Below are 24,654 nucleotides of genomic sequence, written 5' to 3'. Positions count from 1 at the left end.
TGCAACTGCTTTCCCCGACTTCTTGTTTGCAAGCTGTTGAACGAGAACGCCAAGAAGGGCCGCAACAGATCGCTCATCGGCAATCTGTTACGGCCCTCCAACCCGCATCCGACGCGGCCTCTCTTCTACTATCGCAATCGGATTCCCCTCATAACTAATCCAGTCGCTCCAGCTTCTTATCCCCCCACAACCCCCCATGCTCGAATGGTTCCAGCACCGAAAAGTAGGGGTTCGGAGCAGCGCGGCGGGAATGCCTCGGAGGACATGCCAGCGCCCATATGCAACGACCTCCCTTGACTACGCTTGGGAGGACTTGTGGAGCAAGAAGCCCGTGGAGGACGGGGCTTTAGCGGCAATCCGGTTTGAGCCGGGGCAAGTCATCCACCTGTGGCTGGCCAAGCCGAACGGAACGCTAACAAAAGGCCAAGTGAAGCAAGGTAGCACCCGGAAGGGCGGTCTGGGCGAAGAACAAGCTTCAACTCTATGGTTTGCAGCCTGTTGGCGTGTTGTTTGCAACCATCGATCACCGTTAAATATCGAACAATCCCCTGCGAATCAAGTTTGCGGTAATCGGCTGTTTGCCAATTTCTCGCGACCATACAGACAATTGGCCGATGTGGTGGATCTCATGGGCGATAACATGTCGCATAATCTCCCCGTATTTGAAGTTCTCCCATTCGCCTGTATCGTCGTTTTGGTCGGACAAAATACGAGTTTCCATGCCGCTATTCCAGGCGTAGATGAATGGAGCGATCTCCGCATGGCAACGTGCTGAAAAATCTCTTAACTTTTGCACGTCGGCACAGTCCTCGAATTGAGGCTGATTTCCTTGCAAACCGCTTATCCAGCTGTACTCGACATCCACAATGTGAAACAGCGTATAGAGAATGCTGCCCGGGCCGCCTTTGCGTTTCTTCAGCAACTCTTTCTCGGTCACCGAGTTGCACCAGTCAAACCAATCTTTGCGCACTTGCCAGTTATACTCGAATAGTTTCAACATGGCGTACAGCCTCCTGTATTTTTTCCATGACGAGGGTCTTTCTGTAATTCCTACTTACTAATTTCGCAGTAATTAATCGTTAAAGTATTCGGGAAATCATTGAGCAATCCTGCACGTATAACTTCGATAGTTTTCTAATGTTGCCGCTCACGTAAAATGACGGCGTGAAACTCCGCGACAATGGCATTAGAAAATGACCTCCAGATTTTGCTGGTGCGTCCTGCGGCTTTAAGCCGGACCACTTGCCTTTGCGGTACTGGCTGAGCCAGCGCTCGAGCGTTCGTACACTGACGCTTGTTTTGGTGCTGACAACCAGGCCAACCTGTAGACTGGTCTGAACCTTGACGCTCCAAACGGCTCCCGCTGCCGATGCCACCAAACTGGGAATACCGGGAACGGCAAGGAAAGCGAAGCGAATTGATCTGGAAGGCGGTCGGACTCTTGCTCCGCACGAAAGGTTGCGCCGCGCCTGTTTGTGGATGGCCGGAAACAAAGCACACAACGATTCAACAACAACCTGTTCCGACCGTCCTACTGTGGCTGACTCCGGGGTTCCTGCAACTGCTTTCCTCGACCTCTTGTTTGCAAACTGTTGAACGGAAAGCCCAAAGAGGGCTGCAACAGGTCACTTGCTCCTAACCTGTCACAGCCCCCAAACCCGCGCCACAAAAGGCTTCGCGGCTCTTATTCTTCCCCCGTCGCAATCGGATTCTCGGGATACGAGATCCAGTCGCTCCAGCTCCCCGCATACAGCTTACGCTTGTGAGACCCGCTTAATTATCGATGATGATGCTTTCCAACTTGAGATTAACTGGGTTCGCGAATCGTATCTCCAACCGGGCATTTGCTCTTACAGTTCAACTATATATTTTAACTGTATAATAGAATGAAAAAATCAAAAAACTCCGCCCAATAAGGACGAAGTTGCCGTGGTACCTGGAACATATCTCTATAGAGGATTAACCAGTCAATTTTAGCGAATTCTTTCCTCTCTTCCGAAAGAAAGGTTACGCCAGCAATACAGTACCTCGAAAATCGCGAACACTCCGACTACCGCTGTGACCATAATGACCGCCCAGGAGCCGAACACGGTCATCGTCTCCGTGGTTCCTTTATCCTCCAGCAGAAGCGCACTGCCGATGACCCAAAAAATGTCGAGCACGGCAATGACAAGCATGGCCGCTGGAGAAACAATGCTCCTAGATGCGGTCCAAACGAGAAAGGCGACGAATACGAGCAGAAAAACCCCGGTTTCGACCAGAGCGAATCTGTTGCCCAGCCCCGTCCAATTAGCAACATACCCAGGAAAGAACAGCAGCAGCAGCCCGCATGCCCCGGACGAAACAGCATTCGTTAGCAGAACTTTGCGGATGAAAGTTTCTCCTGCCGGAGTTATTGCTCCATTTGTTTTCATTTTTAACACCTCTTTCTTTTCGGTGCGATTAATTATCGGCTTGTACGGCTTTCACGAGTGAAGAAATGATTCCCAAGTGCACTGCTTCGTGGATGAATGCGAAGTTAAACAGCTCGCCTGCCGTTTCGAGCTTCAGCGGTCCCATTTCAAACGGCGCGTTCAAAGACATATTCAATGACTCAACGTCTACATTGAACAAGTCGTCGAGCTGCGCGGTTAAACATTGAATCAACTCCTCCTTCGACGGAGGCGCGACGGTCCAGTCCGACGGTTTCGTTCCTGTCATGAATAAACCGGGATAGCTTTCCGGCAGCTTCGTATTTAACACCGGACCCGCGGAGAGAAACCAATTCAGCATGGTAACGACATGACCGGCGTTCCAACGAATCGTATTGTTGAATCCTGCGGGCCTAATATCGTAAATTTCTTCCTGAATCGCTTGAAGGGATCCGATAACCAATTGATGTGCCGTTTTTGCGGTTTGGATACTGGCTTGAGACATTGTACATTCCTCCTAATGGTTTGGTTGCGCCCTTACAACACCAAGATTAGCCCACGAACGACTGCCAGAACCATACTTTTTACTGCCGTTTGGTGCCAACTTGCGTATTTTTTCAGAAAAGTATTGAGATTTATATACTTGCTGTCCTGAAATGCACAAAAATAGCGGCTGCTTCCCCTGGCATACCCAAGGAAACAACCGCCATCCATGTCATTCATCGTTATTGCGCCTTGATAAGGGTATTTTTCTCCTTCAGACTTGTCGCAATTAGACGCGTGCCGGCGTTCTGCCAATTGTAGCAGGTGCGCTCGGGCACATAGGTACGGAACCACTCCAAAGCGTCTTTGGAAGGAGCGTCCAGTTGATTGTCCGAATAACGCACGCTGTACGGCTTAATGCCGACGACGTAAGGGAAATACAAAGCATTGTAAAATTTCCATTCATCCGTCGTGCCGAACGGCTCATCCCGGCGCGGCTTCATTTGCACAATACTTTCGATAAGCAAAGACTTAAGCTCGTTAGCCCGTTCCACTACGCCATCCGCCGCCCCGCGCTTCCGAAGCCTCTCTTCAATCAGCTTCAATTGCGCGAGCGGGCTCGACGCCAACCGCTCCAGATTGCCCAAGTTGCTAGTCGCTCGCCGGATATGACGGTAAAGCTCCTCATCGTCCATCTCCTCCGGTTTTGCATCGTCATCAATACGAACCTGAACGCTTTCGAGCAAACGCAGTTTGGAGCGTTCCGTGCGCAGCTTCGGGAACGTCATTAGAGCAATGTTGTCGAGCAAAGCCCGAATCGGATACACGAACACTTGGAATGCAATGGAAACCATCATGCTGACCATCAATAATAACAGCGTAGCAAAGTCGAAGCCCGTCCCCGTTCCGAGTAAAATAACAAGCGCGACCTGCCCGGAAAAAATGAGCGTAAAAAAGACGGAATAATCGAGCGACCGAAACAAATCAGGCAGCCAGGATTCCCCTTGCTCCCTGATTTCCTTGATCATCGTATATGCGCCAAACAGCATCATTCCGGCACCGTTTGCCATAAGTGTCCCCTTGTTCCATACGCCCTCCGAGAAAAAGAGATTCAAAGCCGTCATACAGACAAATACCAGAAGCGGCACATAACTGAAGACATAGAAGGGAAGTGGCCTTTTTATCCCATCGGATACCGCCCCCCATATGGAAAGCACCGTTAACAGGATACCAAACATACATACCGCGGCTTTGTAGGAAACGTCATATAGGACAGGATTTGCAGAGAAGGCTAGCCAAATCACGCTAACGAGCGTCAACCCCGTCAGCCCGTACTTCCACAGCTGCCATAATACGTTCCGTTTATCCTCTTTTCCGGAGACAGTCGATAGAATGGCACCCTGCCACAAAACCAAAGGCAGATAAAAGCAGATATCCCGCACCTTGCTGAGTGACAACGCCATATGCTGGGACCCTTGGCTATAGGGCATCAATACAGACACCCCAAAACCAAGCGAACAAACAATTGCTCCGAGACCGGCCAGCAAGAGCCGAACGTTTCTTGCATCCCGATTAACCAGATATAAGCCGAACCAAAACACGAGTCCGAAATAGCCGAGCTGCACAATAATCAAGCCGATCGTTCCCCTTTACTTAAAGCCATCTTCTGCAAATGAAAGTAAAAAACCCACCCTATAGGTAGCATCCGAATGTGGGTTTTGGTTCCATTCATTAACTTGAAGGGATTCCCCACCAAAGCCAATTATATAGGCCGAATGTTCGCGCACTCGTAAGCTTATTCAGGTTCCTCCGAGATCACATCCAACGTCAACAACAACCTGTCCAATTGCACTACTGCGGCAAGCTCCGGGTTCCTGCAACTGCTTTCTACGAGTTCTTGTTTGCAAGCTGTTTGCAAAAGGGCACAGAAAAGGCTGCAACAGGCTATTTTGCTCACCATCTGGCACAGCCCCCACACCCGCGTCCCACGCGGCCCCTCGGCTCTTATTCTTCTCCCGTCGCGATCGGGTTCTCCTCGTAACTAATCCAATCGCTCCAGCTTCTTACCCCCCACGAACCCCCATGCTCGGAGGGTCCAACGTTAAAGAGTAGGGGTTCCGATCAGCGCGGCGGGAATGCCTCCGAGTATACACCAGCGCCAATGCGCAACAACTTCCCTTGGCTACGTTTGGGAGGACTTAGGGAGCAAAAAGCCCGTGGACGACGGGGCTGGCGAAACAGTATGATTTGAGCCAAGACGAGTCATCCACCTGTGGCTGGATCAAGCCGAACGGAACGCCAACAAAAGGCCAAGTGAAGCAAGGTAAACCTTAACTTACTTTGGTCTTATCTTGATCGGTGTTTGCTGGCTGTTGAACATTGTTTGCAGGTTGTTCCTCTTGACTATCAAGGGCATCACCATATGACGGGTAAGAGGACTTCAACTCTCCAAATCAATATTGTTTCTCTTGAACAATATTCGTTTGACCAACTCGCGTTTGGAAGCCGCGCACGTTACTCAAGAGTTAAACTTGAGGACTTGCAACCAAAATAATCATCCCAGTTCGCTTGCAGATTTAGCTCCTTGACTGGTAAGCCACTGAATCAGTTCAGCAGCGGAACTACGTTTTGCTGCGTCCAGTGGAGTTAATCCATCCCAGACGGATATCCAGTTCAGTTCGGCACCTTGTTCGAGGAGGTATTGTGCAGGCTGCAGTTGTCCTCCGTGGCAAGCGCACCAGAAGGCAACGGTAACCTTGTCCGGAGGAGAAGAGCTATTTGCTCCCCAAGGATATCGCTCAGAAAGCGTATTCCCGGCGAAATAGGCCTTTATTGCGTCCATCTGTCCAAGCGCAGCCGCATGCCAGAGTGCAATCATCGCTCCGCGTTCAACCAATCTACGGGCTGCACACCATTGTGCGAACGCTACTGCATCGTCCAGTGGCGTGCCACCGGCGATCACTGCACCTGGCGCTTCGATGTCGGCGCCAGCATCAAGAAGCGCGTCAAGCACTTTAATGTCATCGGAGCTCGCAGCCCAATGAAGCGGTGTCTCGGTGTTCGAACCCGTGAAACGAGCGTTCACCTCCGCACCGAACTCGACTAACACTCCCACGGTAGCAGATCCGTTTGGGAAGTGACCTGGCCAGTCGGTCACCACATGCAACAGTGTTCGAGACATCCTACAACTTTCGCCTTCGTTACTATTGTCTCTTCCGATAATTCTTGCCGTTGCCAACCCTGGATTCTCGACGAGTAGTCGCTTCAACGATGGAATATCGCCAGTTTGGATCGCTTGAACAACGGTTACTGCCAGCGTTTCATCTTCGTAAATAAATTCCATATCAAACTCCTCCCATAGATATAATCAGTCCCATATCTATCCTTCATGGATAATGTAATAGTTTGAATTGTATAACGACTTAAATTTGAGCTTCGTAAATTCACCATACTTGAAGTATTCGTGGAATGATTATAATGTCCTGCTCGTTAGTAGATGGAAAAAAAATTGATTCATCAATGCTATCTGAATGACGGCTGGACTCTTTCACCGCACGTAAGAACTCGCCGCGCCTGTCTGTGGATGGCTAGATGCAAGACGCAAGATGCCATTCAACAATAACCTGTTCCGACTCCTCGGTTGTGGCTGGCTCCGGGGGGCCTGCAACTGCTTTCTCTGGCTTCTTGTTTGCAAGCTGTTGAACGAGAACGCCAAAGAGGGCCGCAACAGGTCACTAACCAGCAACCTGCCACAGCCCCCAAACCCGCGTCAGACGCGGCCTTACGCCTTCCCTTCTTCTCCTGTCTCAATCGGATTCCCCTCATATGAAATCCAATCGCTCCAGCTTCCCGCATACAGCTTCACGTTCCGGAAGCCGGCTTCCTCCAGCGCCAGCACGTTCGGACACGCCGTCACGCCGGAGCCGCAGTACACGACGATCTCGCCGTCCGCGTCGAGATCGCGGAAGCGGTCGGCCTGTCCGGCGGCATCGCGCCAGCGGCCCTGCTCGTCCAGCGCGGCCTTCCAGAAGCGATTCTTCGCGCCCGGGATGTGGCCCGCCACCGCATCGATCGGCTCGACTTCGCCGCGATAGCGCGGCGTCTCCCGCGAGTCGATCAGCGTCACGCCGGGCTGGCCGAGCCGAGCCCGGACGTCGTCTACGTGCAGCAGCATAGCGGCCTGCGGCTGCACGGGATACAACGCCGAGGCGGCACGCGCAGCAGGCGCCTCGGCGGTCACGGGGTACCCGGCCGCCCGCCAGGCCGAGAAGCCTCCGTCGAGCAGGTACACCTGCTCGTGCCCGACGTAGCGCAGCAGCCACCAGAGGCGCGAAGCCATCGCCCCGCCCTGGTCGTCGTACGCGACGACCGTCGTACCCGGCCCGATGCCGGCTGCACTCAGCACAGCTGCGAAGTCTTGAAGGTCCGGCAGCGGATGCCGGCCTCCATGCTCCGTTACCGGCGAGGACAGCTGCCGGTCGAGGTCAAAGTACACCGCACCCGGCAGATGCTCCCGGTCGTATTCGCTTCGTCCGGAGAGCGGCTGCCCCAGGGTAAACCGACAATCCGCCACGATCAAATTAGAATCTTGTAAATGCTCCGCCAACCAGTCAGCCTGGACGATGTTGCGCATATGTTCACTCCCCTATTCTTCATTCGGATTAATAGCTAATTAAAGCCGCCATAATCAAGCCTGTCGCGAAACTCAGTCTAGAGGCGAACAGTCCTACGCTGACGTTGCCCTTTGGAATTTCTGAAACGACCTTGAATGGGGTTACCCATTCGAAGATGTAAAACACGAGTACCTGGAATAGCGCACCCAACACCCCCCACAACGCCAAATCCCAAAGAGAGACGGAATGATAGATCGCCGAGGCGAGCACGAGGCTCAGCCCGATGATTTTGCCGCCGAGGTCATGCGCAGCTGCCTTCGCAGCCAGCTGCTTTTGCAGGTCATCCGTCTCGGCGCCGGCCCGAATCAGGGCGAACTCGTTGTACGGTGTGGTGAAGAGGAATGCCACTATCCCCAGCGCCAGCACAGGCAGTGCTACCCCTAAGTATGCGAGGAAATTCAAAATATGATCCCACTGGGTTTCAACAGGTGCCAATTCAATCGCTCCCTTACGCGTTTGATGAAAGGATTCATTCTTACTTACGTCATTCGGCTCATCAGAGCCTATTCTTCCGAGTCCAGCCCAACCGGCACATAATACGAGAGATTCCCCGTAATGCGCCCGCCCGCTCTGGCGACGATCGCCGAGGCCTGGCCCCCGATGAGAAAGGATCCCCACAGCAGCCGGCACTCTTCCAAGCCCCGCTCCGTCTCCAGCTCGACTACCGGCAACTCAACCAGCTGCTGATATATCATCGACTGCTCCCAATACTGCGCTTCCCCATCCTTCTCCTGCACCGAGCCATCGGCCCCGTAGAGCGTAACCGCGCCGCCCTCGCGTCCAAAAATCGGCTTGCTCACGTACGGACACACACCCTCGAAGCGGTTCTCCATATAGGTCGGCAGCATGTACCGTGCAATCGTCTCTTGCTCTTCAGCCGAGAAAAATTCGCCAGCTTCATGCAAATTCCAGATGAGCGCCTGAAAGGCCTTCGACTGCGCCAGGAAGGCCGAAGGGGGGTTCAGAACGCTGAGCCGGCCACGCACCATCAGGTCCAGTACATGCGCGCCGGTCGGATAGCCGTCCGCCTCGTCCCGCTCCTCGGCCAGTTTTTCCAGTGCATGCAACCGATACAGCAAGTCGATCGGCTCATGCTCTGCGGTCTCAGCCCGCCACTCGCATAAGCGGTCCTCGTACACACGCAGGCTCTCGAGCGGCACGAACCGTGCATGAGCCAGACCACTCTGCGCCAATAGGTAGCGCGTCGTGCCAGCGTCCTCAGCATGCCAGTCGAGCGCACTGAACGCCACTCGCCCTACGGCATTCCCCTGCGCCGCATACGCCTCCACTGCTGCTGCCAGTGCATCACCCAGATGCGTCGCTAGCCCTGCATTCGGATCAGCGAGCCCCGCTTCGGCGCAGATGCGGCCGTTCACCACGTACGCTTCGACGATGCTGGTGGGCGTGTCGCTATTGAGCTCCAGCATCTTCAGCCCTTCCGCCGTCTCCGCCCAGTCAAACCGTCCGATCACAGTCGGATACGTCTCCGATAGCGATACCCGGACCGCCCCCCACGTCTCTTCGGGCAATCCCAGCGCTTCGAACAAGGCATCATCACCACGCTGTGCCATCTGCAGCGTCCTATTGAAGATCCTACCCATCTGTTCCGTTGCTTCCGCGATCTCCCTGCGCACCGTCGGGTTAATCTGGATGTGGGAGGCTACCGCATACTCCTCACCGTACATCCGGTCCCATGTGAAGACGCCTTCCTCACGGAGCGGCCCATACAGATGCTCGCGTCGAGACGCATACGTTTCTTCGCCAGCATGGCCTCGGCTTTTGTGGCCCGCATATCGCACAGTTCCTGTCGACATCCTACCCACCCGATGACGAGGAGCTGCTGCCGATCCCGCTCTTGGACCCGCTCGAGCTCGTACTGGAGCTATTGATACTCTGGGACCCGCTAGTCACGCCGGTGTTGCTCTTCGTATAGCGCTTCTGCCCATTATGATAGTAATACGAGCTCCCGACCCGGCTCCCATCGTCATCGCAATTCCCATCATCGTTATTGTCGTAGCATTCATTCGCATTGCTGGATCGTGTGCACCCCGCACTGCCGAACGCCAGTGTCGTCACGACGAACAAGCTTACCAGCGTTCGGGTTTTTGAAGCGTTCCACTCCATTCTTCCGCTCTCCTCCCTGACTATGCTGCACACCTATCCCTGCTCTGGTACCGCATAATACACATAGACCTTACGGTCTTCATCGATCTCCGTAGACGTTCGGGCCCATACATTCCCATGCAAGGTCAGGCTGTCACTCTGCAGGAGCAGCAGTGCGTCATCATCGTCATGCAGCTCATACCGGTGCACGACCGGATATTGATCGGTCCCTTCTCTAAATTCCCTAAGTTCGACGCAAATTCCTCCCCAGTAGGAATCGTCCTGCGCGTGTTCGAGCACATGCTCCTCGATCGCTTCTCGTACGTAGATAATGTATTTGCTGCCATCCAGTTGATTCGCGGTCCGCTCATACACTTTTTTATTTTTGATCCAATAATCACAGGCAAATCGAAGCGATACTTCATCTTTACCAATAAAATCATAGTAAACCAGCACGGGATAAGTCTGCGATTCATCGTACAACCGGTACTCCAGTCGGGCCATGGTACGAGTCTCCTCTCGATCAATGATATTCGATTATTACGCAAATTTAGAGGTTCCGGTTCCATAGGCAGTTGCTGTTTGAACTCTATTATCTTATGATGATGGCACTTCCCACAATGAGTAAATGAGTAAATTATAAGCATGCATGAGGGCCACAGCCGGCCTTCCTGGGCCCATATGGTCGAAACCCGCACCCTATTGCCGTTCATCAAACAATCAACTATAGTAAATAGTCAGTTCCCTGTGAAGGAGACCAGAACGATGTCCCACCCCGAGTGGATGCTCAGCCCGTTAACTGAAGAACAGGGCCAGCTTATCTGCACTTGGCGCTATCCAGCTCCTTACGACATTTACAATTGGCCCGATTGGCCGAGCATGGTAGCCGACCATTATGAATATGCCGATCCGCTTATTCGCATGCAGCAGTACATAGCCGCCTGTGACGGAAAAGGTCGATTAGTCGGCTTCGCCCAGCTGTTCCCACTCGAAGGGTGGACCAGGCTCGGGCTGGGCCTGCATCCGGAGCTGTGCGGTCAAGGACTGGGACGTTCGTTCGTGCAAGCAGTCGTCCAGGCGACCAAACAAAAAGCACCTTCCAATCAAATTGACTTGGAGGTGCTCACTTGGAATGTTCGGGCGATCCGAACGTATAAAGCAGCCGGCTTTGTCACCCATGATACGTATGTACGCCCAACGCCGAATGGAACAACCGGACAATTCCACTGTATGGTCGCAACGGAAACGCCATAGCTTCGCTTCACTTTGTGGGGTGCAAATCCGGGGCCCCCGCAAAGTACCAGGCATACGCTACATAGCTTTGCTTCACTTTGTGGGGTAAAAATCCGGGGCCCCCGAAAAGTAATAGGAATAAGCTACAAAGATTTGCTTCACTTTTTGGGGTTCTTTAGTGGATGTCCCGCTTCTTGAAGCGTCCACCCTTAACGTCGTGGATGTTGCCTACAGCAAGGAAGGCAGTCGGATCCGTATCCTCGACGATCGACTTCATCTTCGCTTCCTCCAGTCGAGTAATAACACAGAAGATGACGCGCTTGTCGTCCCCGCTGAACCCACCTTCGCCGTTCAGATACGTCACGCCCCGGCCCAACCGGTGGATAATGGCGTCGCCAATTTCTTTGTAACGATCGCTGATGATCCAGACCGACTTGGATTCTTCGAACCCTTCGATCGTAATATCAATCACTTTAAACGCTATGTAGTAAGCAATGAGGGAGTACATCGCTGAATCCCAGGTGAACACGAACCCGGCGCTCCCGAGAATGAAAATATTAATGAACATTACCGTTTCGCCAACGGAAAATGGACTCTTCTTATTCACAAGAATGGCCACGATCTCTGTTCCATCAAGCGATCCGCCCGAGCGGATAACAAGTCCAACCCCCATGCCGAGAATAATTCCCCCGAAGACTGTAGCAAGCAGCGGTTCAATCGTAAGAGGCGGCACGGGATGAAGCAACGTAGTGCCAATCGACATTAATGCTACGGCGAATAGGGTGGAGATGGCGAACGTTTTCCCAATCTGCTTGTACCCTAGGAATAGAAAAGGCAAGTTAAGCAGGAATAGGAAGATACCGAGTGGAAGGCCAGTCAAGTGGGAGACGATAATGGAAACCCCCACGATCCCGCCATCGATAATGTTATTCGGAACGAGGAAAATTTCCAACCCTACTGATACTAGCGCCGATCCGAGAATGATGAATATCGCTTTTTTAATAAACTTAGTCCTAGATAGGCGCCTATGCTGCCGGTGAGCGGCTGAATTATTGTCGAACAACTGTTTCTCTAGTTCAGTCAACAAAAATGCCTCCTCTTCTGATTAGACCAGATAGATCAACTGCACCTCTTTGTCTGTAATGACCAGCTTAATGATATGATGCTCTCGGTCGTAAATGACCTTACCTGCCCCCACGTAAATGACCGGATCAGCTCCTAATGCATAAAACAAGTCGTCCGCCAATGTCCGGATGCATTCGGTGCGTTCTTCATCCACCAGTTGCTGCCATTCCTCGGCGTTCATCTCGAAACTATCGTGCACATTATCCATCCGGACTAGTGCATCCGACAATTCGGACATAATGTCCTCATACTCTCTGCCAAACTTGACTCCCATCGCACGCCTCCTTTCGCGCCGACTGGAAAGCAGCGCCTAATAATCTGTGATATACTATATTGTATCGTATTGTGCGGAGATGATCCAATAATGTTAAAAAAGCAAATCAACAAAGATGAGCTGGATCGGCTTGGCGGCCGGATCAAGGAAACGTTTCATCTGTTGGTACTAGAGAGCGGCCTCGAGCTTCAGCAAAAAGGGTATGTATACAACACGGAAATTACGCAGGACCGTAAGCTCGTTGCTAAGGTTCAGGACCTACAGGTTTATGATGTCCAGCTCGATCTCGATTCCCCCGACAGCAGTGTATGCACTTGCCCCACCGAGGGGACTTGCAAGCATATGGCTGCCGCTTTTTTCTATGTGTTCTCCGTCTATGGTCGGCCCGATGCCTTCGTTCGCGCGATCAAGCAAGAGGAGAATGCCACTGTCGCACGCAATTCTTCAACACGCAACACTTCCGCCCTTCATCGCAAAACCGTCATGCTCGCAGCTCCAGATATCGTTGTGGAAGCTCCCAAAGAATCGACCAGTCCGGAACAATGGCAATCATTCATGCTGAAACAGTGGGTAGCTTTTACATTAAAAAATCAGCAGCACAAGCTATTCCTGGACGATTACTATAACGCCGCGCTTCGTACGATAACCCAGCCGACCCAATGGTGGAGCCGGACACCACGCCTGTTGTTCGCCGTCCAAGCCGGACTCCATCTTCTCACTTGGCTGGATGATGACTTCAAGCAGCGTCAGACACTCGGCTATGTCATTCCCGGCGACCGACACAGGGAAGCCGCCGATGCGCTGCAGGACAAGTGGAAGGTATCCTTACGGGAACTCGACGCCGAAGAAGCCGCAGCTAAATGGCCGGAGCATCTCGCAGCAATGGCTGATCAAGTCCGGCTCCTGCTGTTGGACGCCCGAGAAGAGTCGCCATTCTCGGCGATTGCCATTTACCGATTGCTATGGTCCCAATTGCTGCAGCAAGCTTCTGCCCCTTCCATGGCGGACGAACAAGAACGGCTGGAAGCCGTCAGATCCAACCTCAACCTCCCGGAATTCACACGCAATTCGGCTCTGCTGGCCATTGTACATTTCCTGCTGCTGCAGCGGGAAGATGGCCGGGCTTGGTCTGTACTCGTGTCCGGTCGCCAGTTCCGACCGGAACAGCTGATTGCGTTCTTCGAGGAGTGGCAACAGCAAGAAGACTGGCTGCGTATCTGGCAGTGGATAGAGCGGCTCAACCCGGCCTTCCGGACGATGAACGAGAAGTCATTCCAGCTGTTCAGCGGATTCGGGCATGCGGCGGCAAGAGCACTTGGCTGTGCAGACGAATGGCTGGGCAAGCTGTCCACCCTGCTCCCGCGCAGTTATTATGCCTATACGGAAGCCTTAATGGGGCTGGGACGGTACCGCAGATGGGTTAATTTTCACCTAGCGGAACGCATCGGCTTGTCATCGCTGTATCCGATCGATATGCGAGTGATTGAGACTCACGATCCCTCGCTTCTGCTCCCGGTCTATCATCAGTCCATTGACGATTATATTCGACAAAAAAACCGAACAGCCTATAAGGAAGCGATTCGCTTGCTGAAAAAACTGTCCGCCCTCTACAAGCAGCTCGGCCGTCAGGACCGGTTCGAGGCGTTCATCGAGCGGCTCGCTCGACACTACGCCCGATTGCGGGCATTCCAAGAGGAATTGAAGAGAGGAAAGCTGATTCGATGATTCTGATGTCTCCGATCCAAGTACATGCCAGATGGATACCATCCGGGTCTTTTTTCATATGGGCGGAACTGCAAGGCTCCATGTTGGAAGCGGAGCACTTGAAGTCGCTGCTCTTCGCTTGGCACGAGCCCTCATTCTATGGCACTTTCATCGAAACGATGACAATGGAGCGCATAGAGGGGCTAGCCCTCGGTGCGGAGGAAGCGCTTGAATACTTCGCCCGGCCTAGCTGGAACGAACACGCTTCTCTGCAATGGGATGAGCAAGCTTCTGCTTTGCTTGATATCGCCCCCCATCTGCTTATCGCACGCGAGCGAGATGCCATCGTGCCAGACTTCCGGAAGTGGAAGCAAGGACGTGTAGGCTGGAAGCTGTTGAGGGACGATATACGACCGGATTCAGATGCAGGAGACGGCAAGGGTACAGATTCAGATTCTCAACTTGAGGTCGAGGATGATGGACTGAATGATGCCGGCCACTCCCCGATTGTCGAGGCTTGGCTCGATTTCTTGATGGCCGAACGGTTGCCTCACGCGAATTCACGTATGATGCTTTGGGGCGCCTCGGTGACGGAAGAATCGGCTCAATTGTCTACTGGTGAGGAAGTTGAAGCGAAGGAAGATAAGTTGAGCGAGATAGACAGCTTGGCCGGACACTCGGTTGCGGAAGGCTGGCCCGTAGACTTGTTCGAGAATGAACGGGATTGGCTCGTCGCAATTGGCTGGCTGCCTGACCCGTCGCCCTTCCGGGTATGCTTGCAAATTCAGGAGCCGGATGGGTCATCCGCTTGGACCATGACGATCGTCCTTCAGGACCGCGAAGCTCCGGCTCAATGGATCGCATGTACCCCTTCCGGCGAACCGATCTTCGAAGATGCCGAAGCCTCATCCATGCCCGAGCACTGGGGTGATCCTTCTGCCCGCATTCGCCAGACGATGGCCAAGTGGTTCTATGTGGTCCCGTGGCTGCGCTCGGCTGGTACGGATTCGATCCGCACCTTCATCGAGTACTCCGAAGCGTGGGACTTCCTGATGGAAAAGAGTCTGCGGCTGGCTGAACTTGGGCTTCCTGTACTTCTTCCCGCTTGGTGGGAACAGCTTCGGCAGATGAAGCCGCGGATGAAGGCCCGGATGAAGTCTTCGGTAGGCTCTGCCCGCGACTCATTGTTCGGTTTGAATCAGATTATGCAGTTCGACTGGAGGTTGTCGCTGGGCGGACTGGAGCTGAGCGAATCCGAATTCGATTTGCTGATGAAGCAGAATCAACAGTTGACTCAGATCCGTGGGCAGTGGGTGCTGCTCGACCCTGCTTTGTTGGAACAAGTGCAACTATTAATGAAGCAAGTCCACAAACGGAAAGGGTTAACGTTCCGAGACGTGCTGGAGATGCATCTCACCGGCAACGTCGATGGGACTTTGCTGGACGACAGCTGGCCTGATGAGGAACGGGACGCTTCCGAGCGGCTCCAACTGGAGCTCGAGCTGAATGAGCATCTGCATCAATTCATTGCCCAGTTAAGCCAAGCATCTGCGATCCCGCGTATCGATACACCTCCCACATTCCAAGGGAAGTTACGAAACTACCAGGTTGAAGGGGCTTCCTGGCTGCTGTTCCTGCGCGAATTCGGCTTGGGCGCTTGCCTGGCCGACGATATGGGACTTGGCAAGACCATTCAGATGATCACCTATCTGCTGCACATTCAGCAGCACGAGAAGTCTGATGCACCCTCGCTGCTCATCTGCCCCACTTCCGTATTGGGTAACTGGCAGAAGGAGCTGGAGCGGTTCGCGCCCACGCTACGAGTTAAGCTGCACTATGGGCCGAATCGCAGCAAGGGGGAGTCGTTCGCCCAATCCGTCGAAGACTGCGACTTGATGCTAACCTCCTACGCCCTCGCGTATTTGGACGAAGAGGAGCTAACCGCCATGCAGTGGAACTCGGTTTGCCTGGACGAGGCGCAGAACATCAAGAACACGTACACGAAGCAAGCGACGTCGATCCGCAAGCTGCAGGCGGAGCATCGTATCGCCATGACCGGAACACCGATCGAGAACCGGCTCACCGAGCTGTGGTCGATCTTCGACTTTATTAATCCCGGCTACTTGGGGCCGCTGCGGGAGTTCAATCAACGCTTCGTAGCTTCCGTGGAGCGTGACCGTGATTCCGATCGCTTGGGGCAGCTGCAGCGGCTCGTGAAGCCTTTCCTGCTGCGCCGTGTGAAGAAGGACCCTTCGATCGAGCTCGACTTGCCGGATAAGCTGGAATCCAAAACTTACGTGTCCCTGACCGGAGAGCAAGCGGCCCTGTACGAGACTTACATTCACGACTTGTTCGACAAGCTGGATCGCCTGTCCCCGATGGAGCGTAGAGGACTGATCCTCGCCTCGCTCACGAAGCTGAAGCAAATCTGCAACCATCCGGCCGCTTTCTTGAAGGAGGCTGAGCCGCAGGCTCGTCTGGCCTCGCGTTCCAATAAGCTGGAACGGCTGTTGGAGATGGTGAAGGAGCTTCGCCAGGAGGGCGACTCCTGCCTCATCTTCACCCAGTTCGTCGAGATGGGCAAGCTGCTTGAAGCCGCGCTGCTGAAGGAATTTCAGGAGCCGGTGCTGTTCCTGCACGGCGGGACGCCCAAGGCGCAGCGCGATCGCATGATCGAGCGGTTCCAGCGCGGCGCCGCGCCCTCCCGTATAGGCGACGCCGAGGATGCGGATGGCGATGCCGGACGACTGGGCTCTCCCAGCTTGCCTGCGGCTGCAGCAGAAGCAGATGAAGAGGCAACCGGCATCTTCATCCTCTCTCTGAAGGCAGGCGGCATCGGCCTTAATCTGACGGCCGCTAACCATGTATTCCACTTCGACCGTTGGTGGAACCCGGCGGTCGAGAATCAAGCGACCGACCGCGCGTTCCGCATCGGGCAGACGAAGCACGTCCAGGTGCACAAGTTCGTGACGCTGGGCACGCTCGAAGAGCGCATCGATGAGATGATCGAGCGCAAGCAAGGTCTTAGTCAGCAGATCGTCGGGTCCGGTGAGCAATGGATCACCGAAATGTCGACCGACGAACTGAAGGACCTGTTCTCTCTTCGCCGACAGTGGATCGAGGGATAACGTTACTCTCATGCAGCGACTATAGCAAGGACAAAAGTAACAGGAAAACATCCCGTTAATTTGTCTAAATTGCTTCAAATACAAGATATAACAGGAAAACCTCCTGCTAATATCGGCAGTTTTGGCAATATGCGGCGATTTCGGGTTTATTAACGGGATGTTTTCCCGTTAATTGACCCAAATCCGGATCACGAGCCGCAAATAACAGGAGGTTTTCCAATTAGTGTTAAGCTGAAGTGCGGGAGCACAAAAAAGGAGTGCCAACTGGTCATCCAGTCAGGCACTCCTATTTACCATAATTAGAACACTTGAATTGTTTTACAATTTGAATACCTATCAAGATTATTTTTCGGATGCCCGTCATCCTGCAACATTCCATTTTACAAGCACGTCTAATCGGTAGAATAATATCCCAGCAGGAGGAAATCAATATGAAAAAGTGGATACTGCCCGCTCTGCTCATTGCCGTACTATTGGCAACCTTTATCCCTGCCCTCGCCTCTCCCAATACGAACTCGCCCGGGGACATCTCGGCCGCCGCAGCCGATGAAGTGCAGGTCAACATTACGTTACGCGGCCAGCCCATGAATGTGGAGCACGCACCATTCTTATCAGGCAATGTCACGCTTGTCCCTTTGCGCAGCATTGCCGAAGCGCTAGGCGCAGAGCTCGATTACAACCAGGCAGACAAGTCCATCACGATCCGCAAGGGCACCTCGCTGATCCAGCTCGCGATCGGTTCCTACTCTGCTCAGAAGAACGGTCAGCTCATTACATTGGAAGCGGCTCCAAGGCTAGCCGGAGACATCACGATGGTGCCAGTCCGCTTCATCAGCGAATCGTTCGACATGCTCGTTACATGGGACGACGCTTCCCGTACCGTGCAGATTAACGATCTTCAGGATCTGCCGACTGTAGGCTCGTTGGACAATCTGAAGGCGCTCATGGAGAAGGCTCAATCTTCTCAAGGCATATATTCGCAAGCTCTCACCGGAGCCCAATCATTGAACCCCAGTCCCATGGCCAAAGAAGCAGTAAGAGCTCCCTCGGTAACAGCCGATTCGGGCGCTTCGGTTACGGTTACCAATCAAGCCGAATCGAAAGAGAAAACAGACTATTCCACGACGAATACGCAGGTCGAGGGCGTCGACGAGTCTGATGTCGTAAAGACCGATGGTATGTACTTGTACCAGGTAAGCCCGCAGAAGCAGCAGGTCATCATCACGCAAGCTTACCCTTCCACCCAGATGAAGCTCGTCAGCACGTTAAACTACAAGAACCAGAGCTTTAACCCGCAGGAGTTGTACGTGGATGACCGCTATCTGGTCGTGATCGGCACCGCATATCAGCAGATGGCAACACCGTCATCCTCCCCTGGTGCCGCACCGAGCGACTCTGGAGCGCCTGCTGTATCTGACTCAGCGAATGCATCCTCGAGCGCACCAGCTAGCTCTAGGATTGCCGTCATGCCGTCAACTAAGATAGCGGTCGACTCCAGCGGGATGATCTACCCAGGCTACTCGCGCAGTACGATGAAAGCTTACATTTACGACATAACCGATAAATCCAATCCGAAGCAGGTGCGCGACCTGGAGCTTGAGGGTTCCTACGTTTCTTCCCGCAAAATCGGATCGTCGCTTTATCTGATCGCCAACCAATATGTGAACTTGCCGTATGTCATGATGAAGCAGATCGCTCCTGCAACCGACAACCTGACCCAACAGACCCCGTCATCGCAACAGCAAGAGCGCTCCACCGCCCCATCGTACAAAGATTCTGCCGTATCAAACGAATTCACAATGATGGATTACAAGGACATCCGCTATTTCCCGGGCTCGCTAGAGAGCAACTATATGCTGGTGACCGGTCTGGACCTGAACCATCTGGAGAAGAGCATGAACGTGGCCGCTTACTTGGGCTCCGGGCAGAACGTATTCGCCTCCGATAAGAACCTGTACGTCGCCGTCACCAAGTACACACCGATAACGGCCGAACCTGTGGATCTGAGCCCTTCCCCGCTGGAGAAGAAACGGATCGTCGGACCCAGAACCGAACCGAATACAACGGTGTATAAATTCCGCCTGGATCAAGGCGCTACGAAGTTCGTCGCACAAGGCGATGTGCCTGGAACCGTGCTGAACCAGTTCTCTATGGACGAGTATAACGAGCATTTCCGCATCGCCACGACCAAGGGCAACATGTGGGCAACCGGAGAGGACACTTCCAAGAACAATGTCTACATTCTCAACGAAGCGATGAGTATGACCGGGAAGCTGGAGAATATTGCTCCGGGGGAGCGCATCTACTCGACCCGCTTCATGGGCAACCGCGCCTACATGGTGACGTTCAAGAACGTCGATCCGCTGTTCGCGCTGGACTTGAGCAATCCTAGCAATCCGACCATCCTGGGCGCGCTTAAGATACCAGGTTACAGCGACTACTTGCACCCGTACGACGAGAACCATCTGATCGGCTTCGGCAAGGAAACGATGGAGATGACGATCAAGGGCGGGACAGCCAACGTGCCAGACCGTACGAACGCTTATTACCTGGGGATGAAAATATCGTTGTTCGACGTAACCGACGTCGCCCATCCGGTCGAGCAGTTCAAGGAAGTAATCGGCGATCGCGGCACATACTCCGAGTTGCTGAACAATCATAAGGCGCTTCTATTCTCCAAGGAGAACAACTTGCTCGCCTTCCCCGTCACCGTCATGGAAGCGAAGAACAAGACAACCGATCCGAACGGACTGCCGGCTTACGGCCAGTTCAGCTTCCAAGGCGCGTATGTGTACAATCTTGATCTTCAGAACGGCTTCCAGTTGAAAGCCAAGATCACACATATGACCGAGGAGGAGCGGCTCAAGTCTGGCAACGGCTACGGCGGCGACAACCATAACGTGGAACGCATACTGTACATCAAGGATACGCTATATACGTTGTCACCAGGCATGATTAAGACGAACGATCGGCTGACATTCAAGGAGAAAGACAGCCTTCAGCTGCCTTAATCCTCGCCATCTAGCTACCAGTGGGTAGTATAAATCTTCTTTGCCGCGAATACTGTATACGAAAGCAGTAACTCGGCAAAGGAGTTTGTGAGAATGACAGATGACAATAGGGGCAACATCTTCTTATTTCGCGGCTGCCTGAGCGGGGTACTCATCCTGCTCCCGTTCTGGGCGCTTGTGATCTACCTACTGTACCGCTACTTGTCATGAACAAGCGTGTAAGAACAAGGAAGTCCCCTTCCCAAGCCAGACAGGGAAAGAGACTTCTTTTTTCGTTCGCCTATTTGAGCGTATCTTCGACCAATTGAGTAAGCGTCGATAATTCAGTGTTGAAATCACCCGTCGATAACAGTTGTTTCAGCTGATAGTTTATTTTAGCGAACGATACGTTCATTATGTTAACGTTCCAATCGTACATGTCTTTCTTCACATAGGGATACGACTCTGTATTCACGCGAAAGAACTCCTCGTTCTTATGGGGCTCCACAATCGGCTTGGAAACTCCCCAGCCCCCCACCTTGTCTCCCACTTCTACCGTTGATTCATTCTTATCCATTGCGATAAATTTCAGAAATGCCCACGCCACATCCGGATGCTTTGTTTTCTCCGAAACGGCCATTCCTGCGCTGACGCTATTAACAGCTCGAATACCATCTGCGAACTTCGGGAATGGCAATACACCTATGCTCTCCCGATCCTTCGATGAAGGATCAGTATACGATACGTACATAGCAGCCGTTCCATTAACTAACAGATGAGCTGAGTCCTCCACGAAATCCGTGTTAATCAACCCGTCCTTCGCCAGATTCGCGTACCAGCTTAGGGCTTCAGCGCTCTTCTTCTCATCCATATACCCTTTGAACGTCCTGCCATCCACAGTAAAGGACCCCCCATTGCTTAAAGCGAGCGAGGATAATAATTGAAGTTGCAGTGGAAACAACACACTGTATGTGTTATTCCCGTTCGTTTTGCCCTTTATGGCCTTACTAATCTCCGCAAAGTCCTGCCAAGTCATATCCTTGGCAGGCTCAGGGATTCCTGCTTTCTGGAGAAAAGCCTTGCTATACAGGAGTTTCGGCACCGTTACACGTATCGGAATCGAAATTAGTTTTCCATTTTCCATTGAATTAATAAGAAGGGATTCTTCAAAATAATCAGTTATCTCATCCCCATTCAATTTAGCCAAAGGACGGAGATCCTTGAGGAGCCCTTTCGCATGAAACTCCTTAACGATAGGCGTGTTGCCCAGAAACACATCAGGCATTTTACCATTGTCTGCAAGGTCTTGTAATTGTTTTAGATACACTCCGTTTTGAAATATGAGATTTACTTTAGTAGCTGGATATTTCGTTTCAAACCGTTGTTTCACTCGATTGAATAATTCCATAGTGTCCTTACCTACAATATTCGTCGTAAGAAAAGTAATCTCACCCGAGAGACTACTTCTCTGATCCCTGCTTCCCCCACATCCACTTATAATCAACATGAGTGCCGCAGCGATCATAAGTAAGGTTGAAATCTTACCCTTCATTGTTGGTCCCCCTATCTCCTACCTCCCATTTGGTTTAATTATAACAACGATTACTAATATTTACCAAKWATAGATTGTTCGAAAAAAGTGTTGATTTGTTCGATTCTCCAGTCATCCCGAGCTGTACTTCCGCAAATAGTCGGAAAAGGTTAACAAGGGCCACATGTAGTTGCCGCTATGATAATAGACATACATACTGCCCGGGAGGCCTGAGCCTGTGGGATAAGTAGTTCGCCAATCTTCACTGGTCAGAGATTCAACTAGAAGGTTCATGCCTCGCCTGATCTCGTCGGTCGGACGATCGTGGGTCGCGATAAGTAGGTCCAGTGCCCATGCCGTCTGAGACGGTGTACTGCTACCCAGTGGGACATACCGTTTGCTCACGTCGCTATAGCACGATTCTCCCCAGCCTCCATCATCATTCTGGATGCTAAGTATCCAACGCACCGCCTTTCCGATAACCTCGTGATGTCTAGGCATGCCCACAGCGAGTAATCCCGTTACAGCGGCACTGGTGCCTTGGATATAGCATATTCCCCAGCGGCCGAACCAACTGCCGTTCTCTTCCTGTTGGCGAATGATCCATTGAGCGGCTTTGTGCACTACATGGTGGGTTACCGTCAGGCCCACCTCGTCGCCGAGGAACTTAAGCGTCCGAGCGGTTATATCAACCGTTGAGAGGTCTACAATGATATCCTCCGAACTTTCAAATTGGAATAACGAGATAAAGGCCTGTGGCGGTTCCCTCTCAAAAGCCGACCAACCGCCATTCTCATTTTGCATGGCAAGCACCCAATTCAGTGCTTTTCTCCAAGCCTGCTGGTAATTAGGAAACATGTTGGAGTATGGTTTGATGGCCCGCATACCCGCCGTACTATCGTCAATATCGGGATACTGCGTATTAATATTCGAGAATCCCCACCCTCCAGGTGGCGTATTCGGGCATCGGAGCGCCCAATCTCCGTAACGCAATTGCTGACGTGACAATACATAAGCGGCTGACTTCTGAATTACAGGGTGCATAGTAGAGAGACCTGCCTGCTGCAAGGCATAACTTAACATGGCCGTATCCCACAGGGTAGAGGTGGAAACCTGCAGATGTGCCTTCACTTCGTTATGACACAACAAAGTTGTTAAGCCGTTCAAGGCCTTGTTGATGACAGGTGAATTTGTAGGATACTTGAGGGATAAGAGGGCAAAAATCATCAGAATGGTTGCCGTGGAATAGGTTAACAAGGTTCCGTCCGGCTCTATTCGCTCCAGCATGAACGCTTCCGCTTCGCGCAACGAAGCTTCTTGAAGGGGTTCGTGCAGGAATGGAGCCGCTTCTAGAAGCTGATGAATGACGGGAATCCATGCCGAGTGGCTGGCAAACGTCTGCTTTTCCCCCCCAATATATAGGTCGGATATATCCGGCAGGATCCCCGTTTGTAGCGAAAAATTAGTGTTAGACATCATCATGATGGGGACGAGATGGACTCTGGCATGGCCGGACAAGTTGAAGATAGTAAAGAAAAACCATGGGGGGGCTAGCATGATCTCGATAGGTACTTTGAGCATCTCGGGCCAGGGACACTGTCCAGTAATGGCGAGCATCGCTTGCGTCAACATGGTCTTCACATTGGCTAGCCCGCCTTGGGAGAGAATGAACTGTTTGGCCYTTTGCAGACGGGGATCGTCCTTGCTGAAGTACCCAGAAGAGAGTAGCGCGTAATAGGCTTCAACCGTCGCCTCCATATTACCGTCCTGTTCATCGTAAAAGAGCTTCCAAGCCCCATTCTCTTCCTGCATATCGATCATCCGCTTCGCCAGCATTCGGATGAGGCGTTCATCCTCTGTCCGCTGTAGAGACCGGAGCAGAAGGATCATATAAGCGTCCGTCATCGGACCCGTTTCAAAGCACAGCCGCCAGGAGCCGTCTTTTTGTTGCATTTGCTGCAGCTTGGAGGTTATTTGGTCAATCGTCGCGCGGATGACATGATCGTTCATAATCCACCTCGAATTCCATACCTATTTCCTTTATCTGTATGGTCCAGTGGCCATTTCTATACTCTCTTCTGGCTCTTAAAGGTTCGGGCTGCTTCTACTGTTATGTTGCCATTGCCCCTATCTCGTCCTCCGCTCGTTAATGATTCCACGAATGCGTTCTTCACTTAAATGGAACATGTCAGCTAGCTCATCGAGCCGATATCCCATGTTGAATGTGCGGAAAATCTCCTCATTCCTTGTATCCAACTCGTTCCGGATCCCCGTCGTTGCTCCCCAGTCCTCTCTGTCTGTCTGAGGGATATAGATGGGCTTTCCACGCACGTATTTTTGAATCTCCCTAATTAGTTCCGCTGGTAATATTTCTTTAGCATTAATATATTTGCCCATCAAAGTACAATATCTTTCTTTAGTCGTATGGAGTTGGCGCCTTCTACATCATGATTATTAAAGCCTTCCGCAGCGAGCGCTGCAAAAACATCAAAATTTTTCAAGGTCATGCTGGTTACAACACTCTGCACATTCAATTGCTTCATGGACAGCAAAGCAGCTTGCAAGAACCTTTTCTCTCTTCAGCACTAATGTTAAATTTCGGACGGAAATGCAACCCGAAAGAATAGGCATGAAAACATTCCTTGCTAGTCCCCCTATCGTGTAGGGTTACTCGATAATAGGCTATACCGGAAATATCGTTGGTCTGCTCGTCATGCAAGGTCAAGACAATTTCGTCTGGGGTGCGTTTGGTATCATATACATTTCCGATTAACTCAGCGAGATTATCTTCCCCGTCTTCAAGCAACATGGCTTGAATCGTATGGAAATCCATTTGCGGTGTGGGCGCAATTCCGGAACTGTTGAATCGGTCAGGTTCTTGCCATTGATTCAAATTCAAATAGGTGGTCACCGATGAATACTCATCCGATAGAAACCCGATTTGTTCCCATAAAGTTATTTCCCGATTTCTAACTTGACCAAATTGGGTGCTAACGAAT

Annotated in this window: 22 protein-coding genes; 4 read left to right on the top strand and 18 right to left on the bottom strand. The window is 52.3% G+C overall.

All coding sequences use genetic code 11. The features are described from left to right. Nucleotides 1–529: 529 nt before the first annotated feature. The 11 genes from AC1DWB_RS18535 to AC1DWB_RS18485 all read right to left on the bottom strand — a co-directional run bounded on the left by AC1DWB_RS18535 (nt 530) and on the right by AC1DWB_RS18485 (nt 10,174). Complete coding sequence (locus AC1DWB_RS18535) at nt 530–1,000, bottom strand: DinB family protein (protein ID WP_477542568.1); 471 nt, start codon at nt 998–1,000, stop codon at nt 530–532. A 973-nt stretch (nt 1,001–1,973) separates the two neighbouring features. Beyond that, nucleotides 1,974–2,414 (bottom strand): hypothetical protein, encoded by a 441-nt coding sequence (locus AC1DWB_RS18530; protein ID WP_477542567.1) that lies wholly within the window; start codon nt 2,412–2,414, stop codon nt 1,974–1,976. A 28-nt stretch (nt 2,415–2,442) separates the two neighbouring features. Further along, on the bottom strand, nt 2,443–2,916 hold the full coding sequence (locus tag AC1DWB_RS18525; RefSeq protein ID WP_477542566.1) for a DinB family protein: 474 nt from the start codon (nt 2,914–2,916) through the stop codon (nt 2,443–2,445). A 32-nt stretch (nt 2,917–2,948) separates the two neighbouring features. After that, nucleotides 2,949–3,134 (bottom strand): hypothetical protein, encoded by a 186-nt coding sequence (locus AC1DWB_RS18520; RefSeq protein ID WP_477542565.1) that lies wholly within the window; start codon nt 3,132–3,134, stop codon nt 2,949–2,951. A 2-nt stretch (nt 3,135–3,136) separates the two neighbouring features. Then, nucleotides 3,137–4,519: a hypothetical protein gene (locus AC1DWB_RS18515; RefSeq protein ID WP_477542596.1), complete on the bottom strand. Its 1,383-nt coding sequence runs from the start codon at nt 4,517–4,519 to the stop codon at nt 3,137–3,139. 929 nt (nt 4,520–5,448) lie between these two features. Continuing rightward, complete coding sequence (locus tag AC1DWB_RS18510; protein ID WP_477542564.1) at nt 5,449–6,237, bottom strand: ankyrin repeat domain-containing protein; 789 nt, start codon at nt 6,235–6,237, stop codon at nt 5,449–5,451. Nucleotides 6,238–6,675: 438 nt separating this feature from the next. Further along, nucleotides 6,676–7,527, bottom strand: coding sequence for a sulfurtransferase (locus tag AC1DWB_RS18505; RefSeq protein WP_477542563.1), 852 nt, complete (start codon nt 7,525–7,527; stop codon nt 6,676–6,678). A gap of 28 nt (nt 7,528–7,555) precedes the next feature. Then, a complete protein-coding gene (locus AC1DWB_RS18500) occupies nt 7,556–8,002 on the bottom strand; it encodes a DUF350 domain-containing protein (RefSeq protein WP_477542562.1) in 447 nt (148 codons plus the stop codon). Between the two features lie 68 nt (nt 8,003–8,070). After that, nucleotides 8,071–9,381 carry a glutathionylspermidine synthase family protein gene (locus AC1DWB_RS18495; RefSeq protein WP_477542561.1) on the bottom strand — a complete coding sequence of 437 codons (1,311 nt, stop codon included), beginning with the start codon at nt 9,379–9,381 and terminating at the stop codon, nt 8,071–8,073. A 1-nt stretch (nt 9,382) separates the two neighbouring features. Beyond that, entirely contained in the window at nt 9,383–9,691 is a 309-nt protein-coding gene (locus AC1DWB_RS18490; RefSeq protein ID WP_477542560.1) for a hypothetical protein, read from the bottom strand. A gap of 33 nt (nt 9,692–9,724) precedes the next feature. Further along, nucleotides 9,725–10,174, bottom strand: a complete 450-nt coding sequence (locus tag AC1DWB_RS18485; protein WP_477542559.1) for a hypothetical protein — start codon at nt 10,172–10,174, stop codon at nt 9,725–9,727. Nucleotides 10,175–10,435: 261 nt separating this feature from the next. Between AC1DWB_RS18485 and AC1DWB_RS18480 the strand changes: the two genes are divergently transcribed. Further along, nucleotides 10,436–10,924, top strand: coding sequence for a GNAT family N-acetyltransferase (locus AC1DWB_RS18480; protein WP_477542558.1), 489 nt, complete (start codon nt 10,436–10,438; stop codon nt 10,922–10,924). 154 nt (nt 10,925–11,078) lie between these two features. On the opposite strand, the gene AC1DWB_RS18475 is transcribed toward AC1DWB_RS18480, so the two are convergent. Next, complete coding sequence (locus tag AC1DWB_RS18475) at nt 11,079–11,906, bottom strand: YitT family protein (RefSeq protein WP_477542595.1); 828 nt, start codon at nt 11,904–11,906, stop codon at nt 11,079–11,081. A 102-nt stretch (nt 11,907–12,008) separates the two neighbouring features. Further along, complete coding sequence (locus AC1DWB_RS18470; RefSeq protein ID WP_477542557.1) at nt 12,009–12,302, bottom strand: hypothetical protein; 294 nt, start codon at nt 12,300–12,302, stop codon at nt 12,009–12,011. Nucleotides 12,303–12,392: 90 nt separating this feature from the next. Here AC1DWB_RS18470 and AC1DWB_RS18465 point away from each other — a divergent pair, with 90 nt between their 5' ends. From AC1DWB_RS18465 to AC1DWB_RS18455, 3 genes are all read left to right on the top strand, one after another. After that, nucleotides 12,393–14,027 carry an SWIM zinc finger family protein gene (locus AC1DWB_RS18465; RefSeq protein WP_477542556.1) on the top strand — a complete coding sequence of 545 codons (1,635 nt, stop codon included), beginning with the start codon at nt 12,393–12,395 and terminating at the stop codon, nt 14,025–14,027. Next, nucleotides 14,024–17,134, top strand: a complete 3,111-nt coding sequence (locus AC1DWB_RS18460; RefSeq protein WP_477542555.1) for a DEAD/DEAH box helicase — start codon at nt 14,024–14,026, stop codon at nt 17,132–17,134. The genes AC1DWB_RS18465 and AC1DWB_RS18460 overlap by 4 nt, the downstream gene beginning before the upstream one ends. Before the next feature lie 431 nt (nt 17,135–17,565). Further along, the gene (locus AC1DWB_RS18455) at nt 17,566–20,145 is read left to right on the top strand and encodes a beta-propeller domain-containing protein (protein WP_477542554.1); all 2,580 of its coding nucleotides are present in this window, start codon (nt 17,566–17,568) and stop codon (nt 20,143–20,145) included. 280 nt (nt 20,146–20,425) lie between these two features. Here the strand turns inward: AC1DWB_RS18455 and AC1DWB_RS18450 are convergent, their stop codons facing one another. The 5 genes from AC1DWB_RS18450 to AC1DWB_RS18430 all read right to left on the bottom strand — a co-directional run. After that, nucleotides 20,426–21,676, bottom strand: a complete 1,251-nt coding sequence (locus tag AC1DWB_RS18450) for an ABC transporter substrate-binding protein (protein ID WP_477542553.1) — start codon at nt 21,674–21,676, stop codon at nt 20,426–20,428. 111 nt (nt 21,677–21,787) lie between these two features. Then, a complete protein-coding gene (locus AC1DWB_RS18445) occupies nt 21,788–23,665 on the bottom strand; it encodes a terpene cyclase/mutase family protein (RefSeq protein ID WP_477542552.1) in 1,878 nt (625 codons plus the stop codon). Nucleotides 23,666–23,782: 117 nt separating this feature from the next. Beyond that, nucleotides 23,783–24,052: a CD3324 family protein gene (locus AC1DWB_RS18440; protein ID WP_477542551.1), complete on the bottom strand. Its 270-nt coding sequence runs from the start codon at nt 24,050–24,052 to the stop codon at nt 23,783–23,785. Continuing rightward, on the bottom strand, nt 24,052–24,219 hold the full coding sequence (locus AC1DWB_RS18435; protein WP_477542550.1) for a hypothetical protein: 168 nt from the start codon (nt 24,217–24,219) through the stop codon (nt 24,052–24,054). The genes AC1DWB_RS18440 and AC1DWB_RS18435 overlap by 1 nt, the downstream gene beginning before the upstream one ends. Then, nucleotides 24,195–24,654 (bottom strand): hypothetical protein (locus tag AC1DWB_RS18430; RefSeq protein WP_477542549.1); only part of this gene is annotated, 460 nt, incomplete at its 5' end. The genes AC1DWB_RS18435 and AC1DWB_RS18430, both read right to left, overlap by 25 nt.

It is taken from the genome of Paenibacillus sp. P4_E11 (assembly GCF_056401635.1).
This window is presented reverse-complemented; position numbering and strand designations above follow the sequence as displayed.

What these genes read in the sequence shown, in the direction of transcription:
- AC1DWB_RS18520 (WP_477542565.1), bottom strand. Translation starts at nt 3,134, where the DNA reads ATGAATGACATGGATGGCGGTTGTTTCCTTGGGTATGCCAGGGGAAGC.
- AC1DWB_RS18460 (WP_477542555.1), top strand. Translation starts at nt 14,024, where the DNA reads ATGATTCTGATGTCTCCGATCCAAGTACATGCCAGATGGATACCATCC.
- AC1DWB_RS18465 (WP_477542556.1), top strand. Translation starts at nt 12,393, where the DNA reads ATGTTAAAAAAGCAAATCAACAAAGATGAGCTGGATCGGCTTGGCGGC.
- AC1DWB_RS18525 (WP_477542566.1), bottom strand. Translation starts at nt 2,916, where the DNA reads ATGTCTCAAGCCAGTATCCAAACCGCAAAAACGGCACATCAATTGGTT.
- AC1DWB_RS18480 (WP_477542558.1), top strand. Translation starts at nt 10,436, where the DNA reads ATGTCCCACCCCGAGTGGATGCTCAGCCCGTTAACTGAAGAACAGGGC.
- AC1DWB_RS18455 (WP_477542554.1), top strand. Translation starts at nt 17,566, where the DNA reads ATGAAAAAGTGGATACTGCCCGCTCTGCTCATTGCCGTACTATTGGCA.
- AC1DWB_RS18495 (WP_477542561.1), bottom strand. Translation starts at nt 9,381, where the DNA reads ATGTCGACAGGAACTGTGCGATATGCGGGCCACAAAAGCCGAGGCCAT.
- AC1DWB_RS18450 (WP_477542553.1), bottom strand. Translation starts at nt 21,676, where the DNA reads ATGAAGGGTAAGATTTCAACCTTACTTATGATCGCTGCGGCACTCATG.
- AC1DWB_RS18510 (WP_477542564.1), bottom strand. Translation starts at nt 6,237, where the DNA reads ATGGAATTTATTTACGAAGATGAAACGCTGGCAGTAACCGTTGTTCAA.
- AC1DWB_RS18530 (WP_477542567.1), bottom strand. Translation starts at nt 2,414, where the DNA reads ATGAAAACAAATGGAGCAATAACTCCGGCAGGAGAAACTTTCATCCGC.
- AC1DWB_RS18535 (WP_477542568.1), bottom strand. Translation starts at nt 1,000, where the DNA reads ATGTTGAAACTATTCGAGTATAACTGGCAAGTGCGCAAAGATTGGTTT.
- AC1DWB_RS18470 (WP_477542557.1), bottom strand. Translation starts at nt 12,302, where the DNA reads ATGGGAGTCAAGTTTGGCAGAGAGTATGAGGACATTATGTCCGAATTG.
- AC1DWB_RS18490 (WP_477542560.1), bottom strand. Translation starts at nt 9,691, where the DNA reads ATGGAGTGGAACGCTTCAAAAACCCGAACGCTGGTAAGCTTGTTCGTC.
- AC1DWB_RS18485 (WP_477542559.1), bottom strand. Translation starts at nt 10,174, where the DNA reads ATGGCCCGACTGGAGTACCGGTTGTACGATGAATCGCAGACTTATCCC.
- AC1DWB_RS18505 (WP_477542563.1), bottom strand. Translation starts at nt 7,527, where the DNA reads ATGCGCAACATCGTCCAGGCTGACTGGTTGGCGGAGCATTTACAAGAT.
- AC1DWB_RS18440 (WP_477542551.1), bottom strand. Translation starts at nt 24,052, where the DNA reads ATGGGCAAATATATTAATGCTAAAGAAATATTACCAGCGGAACTAATT.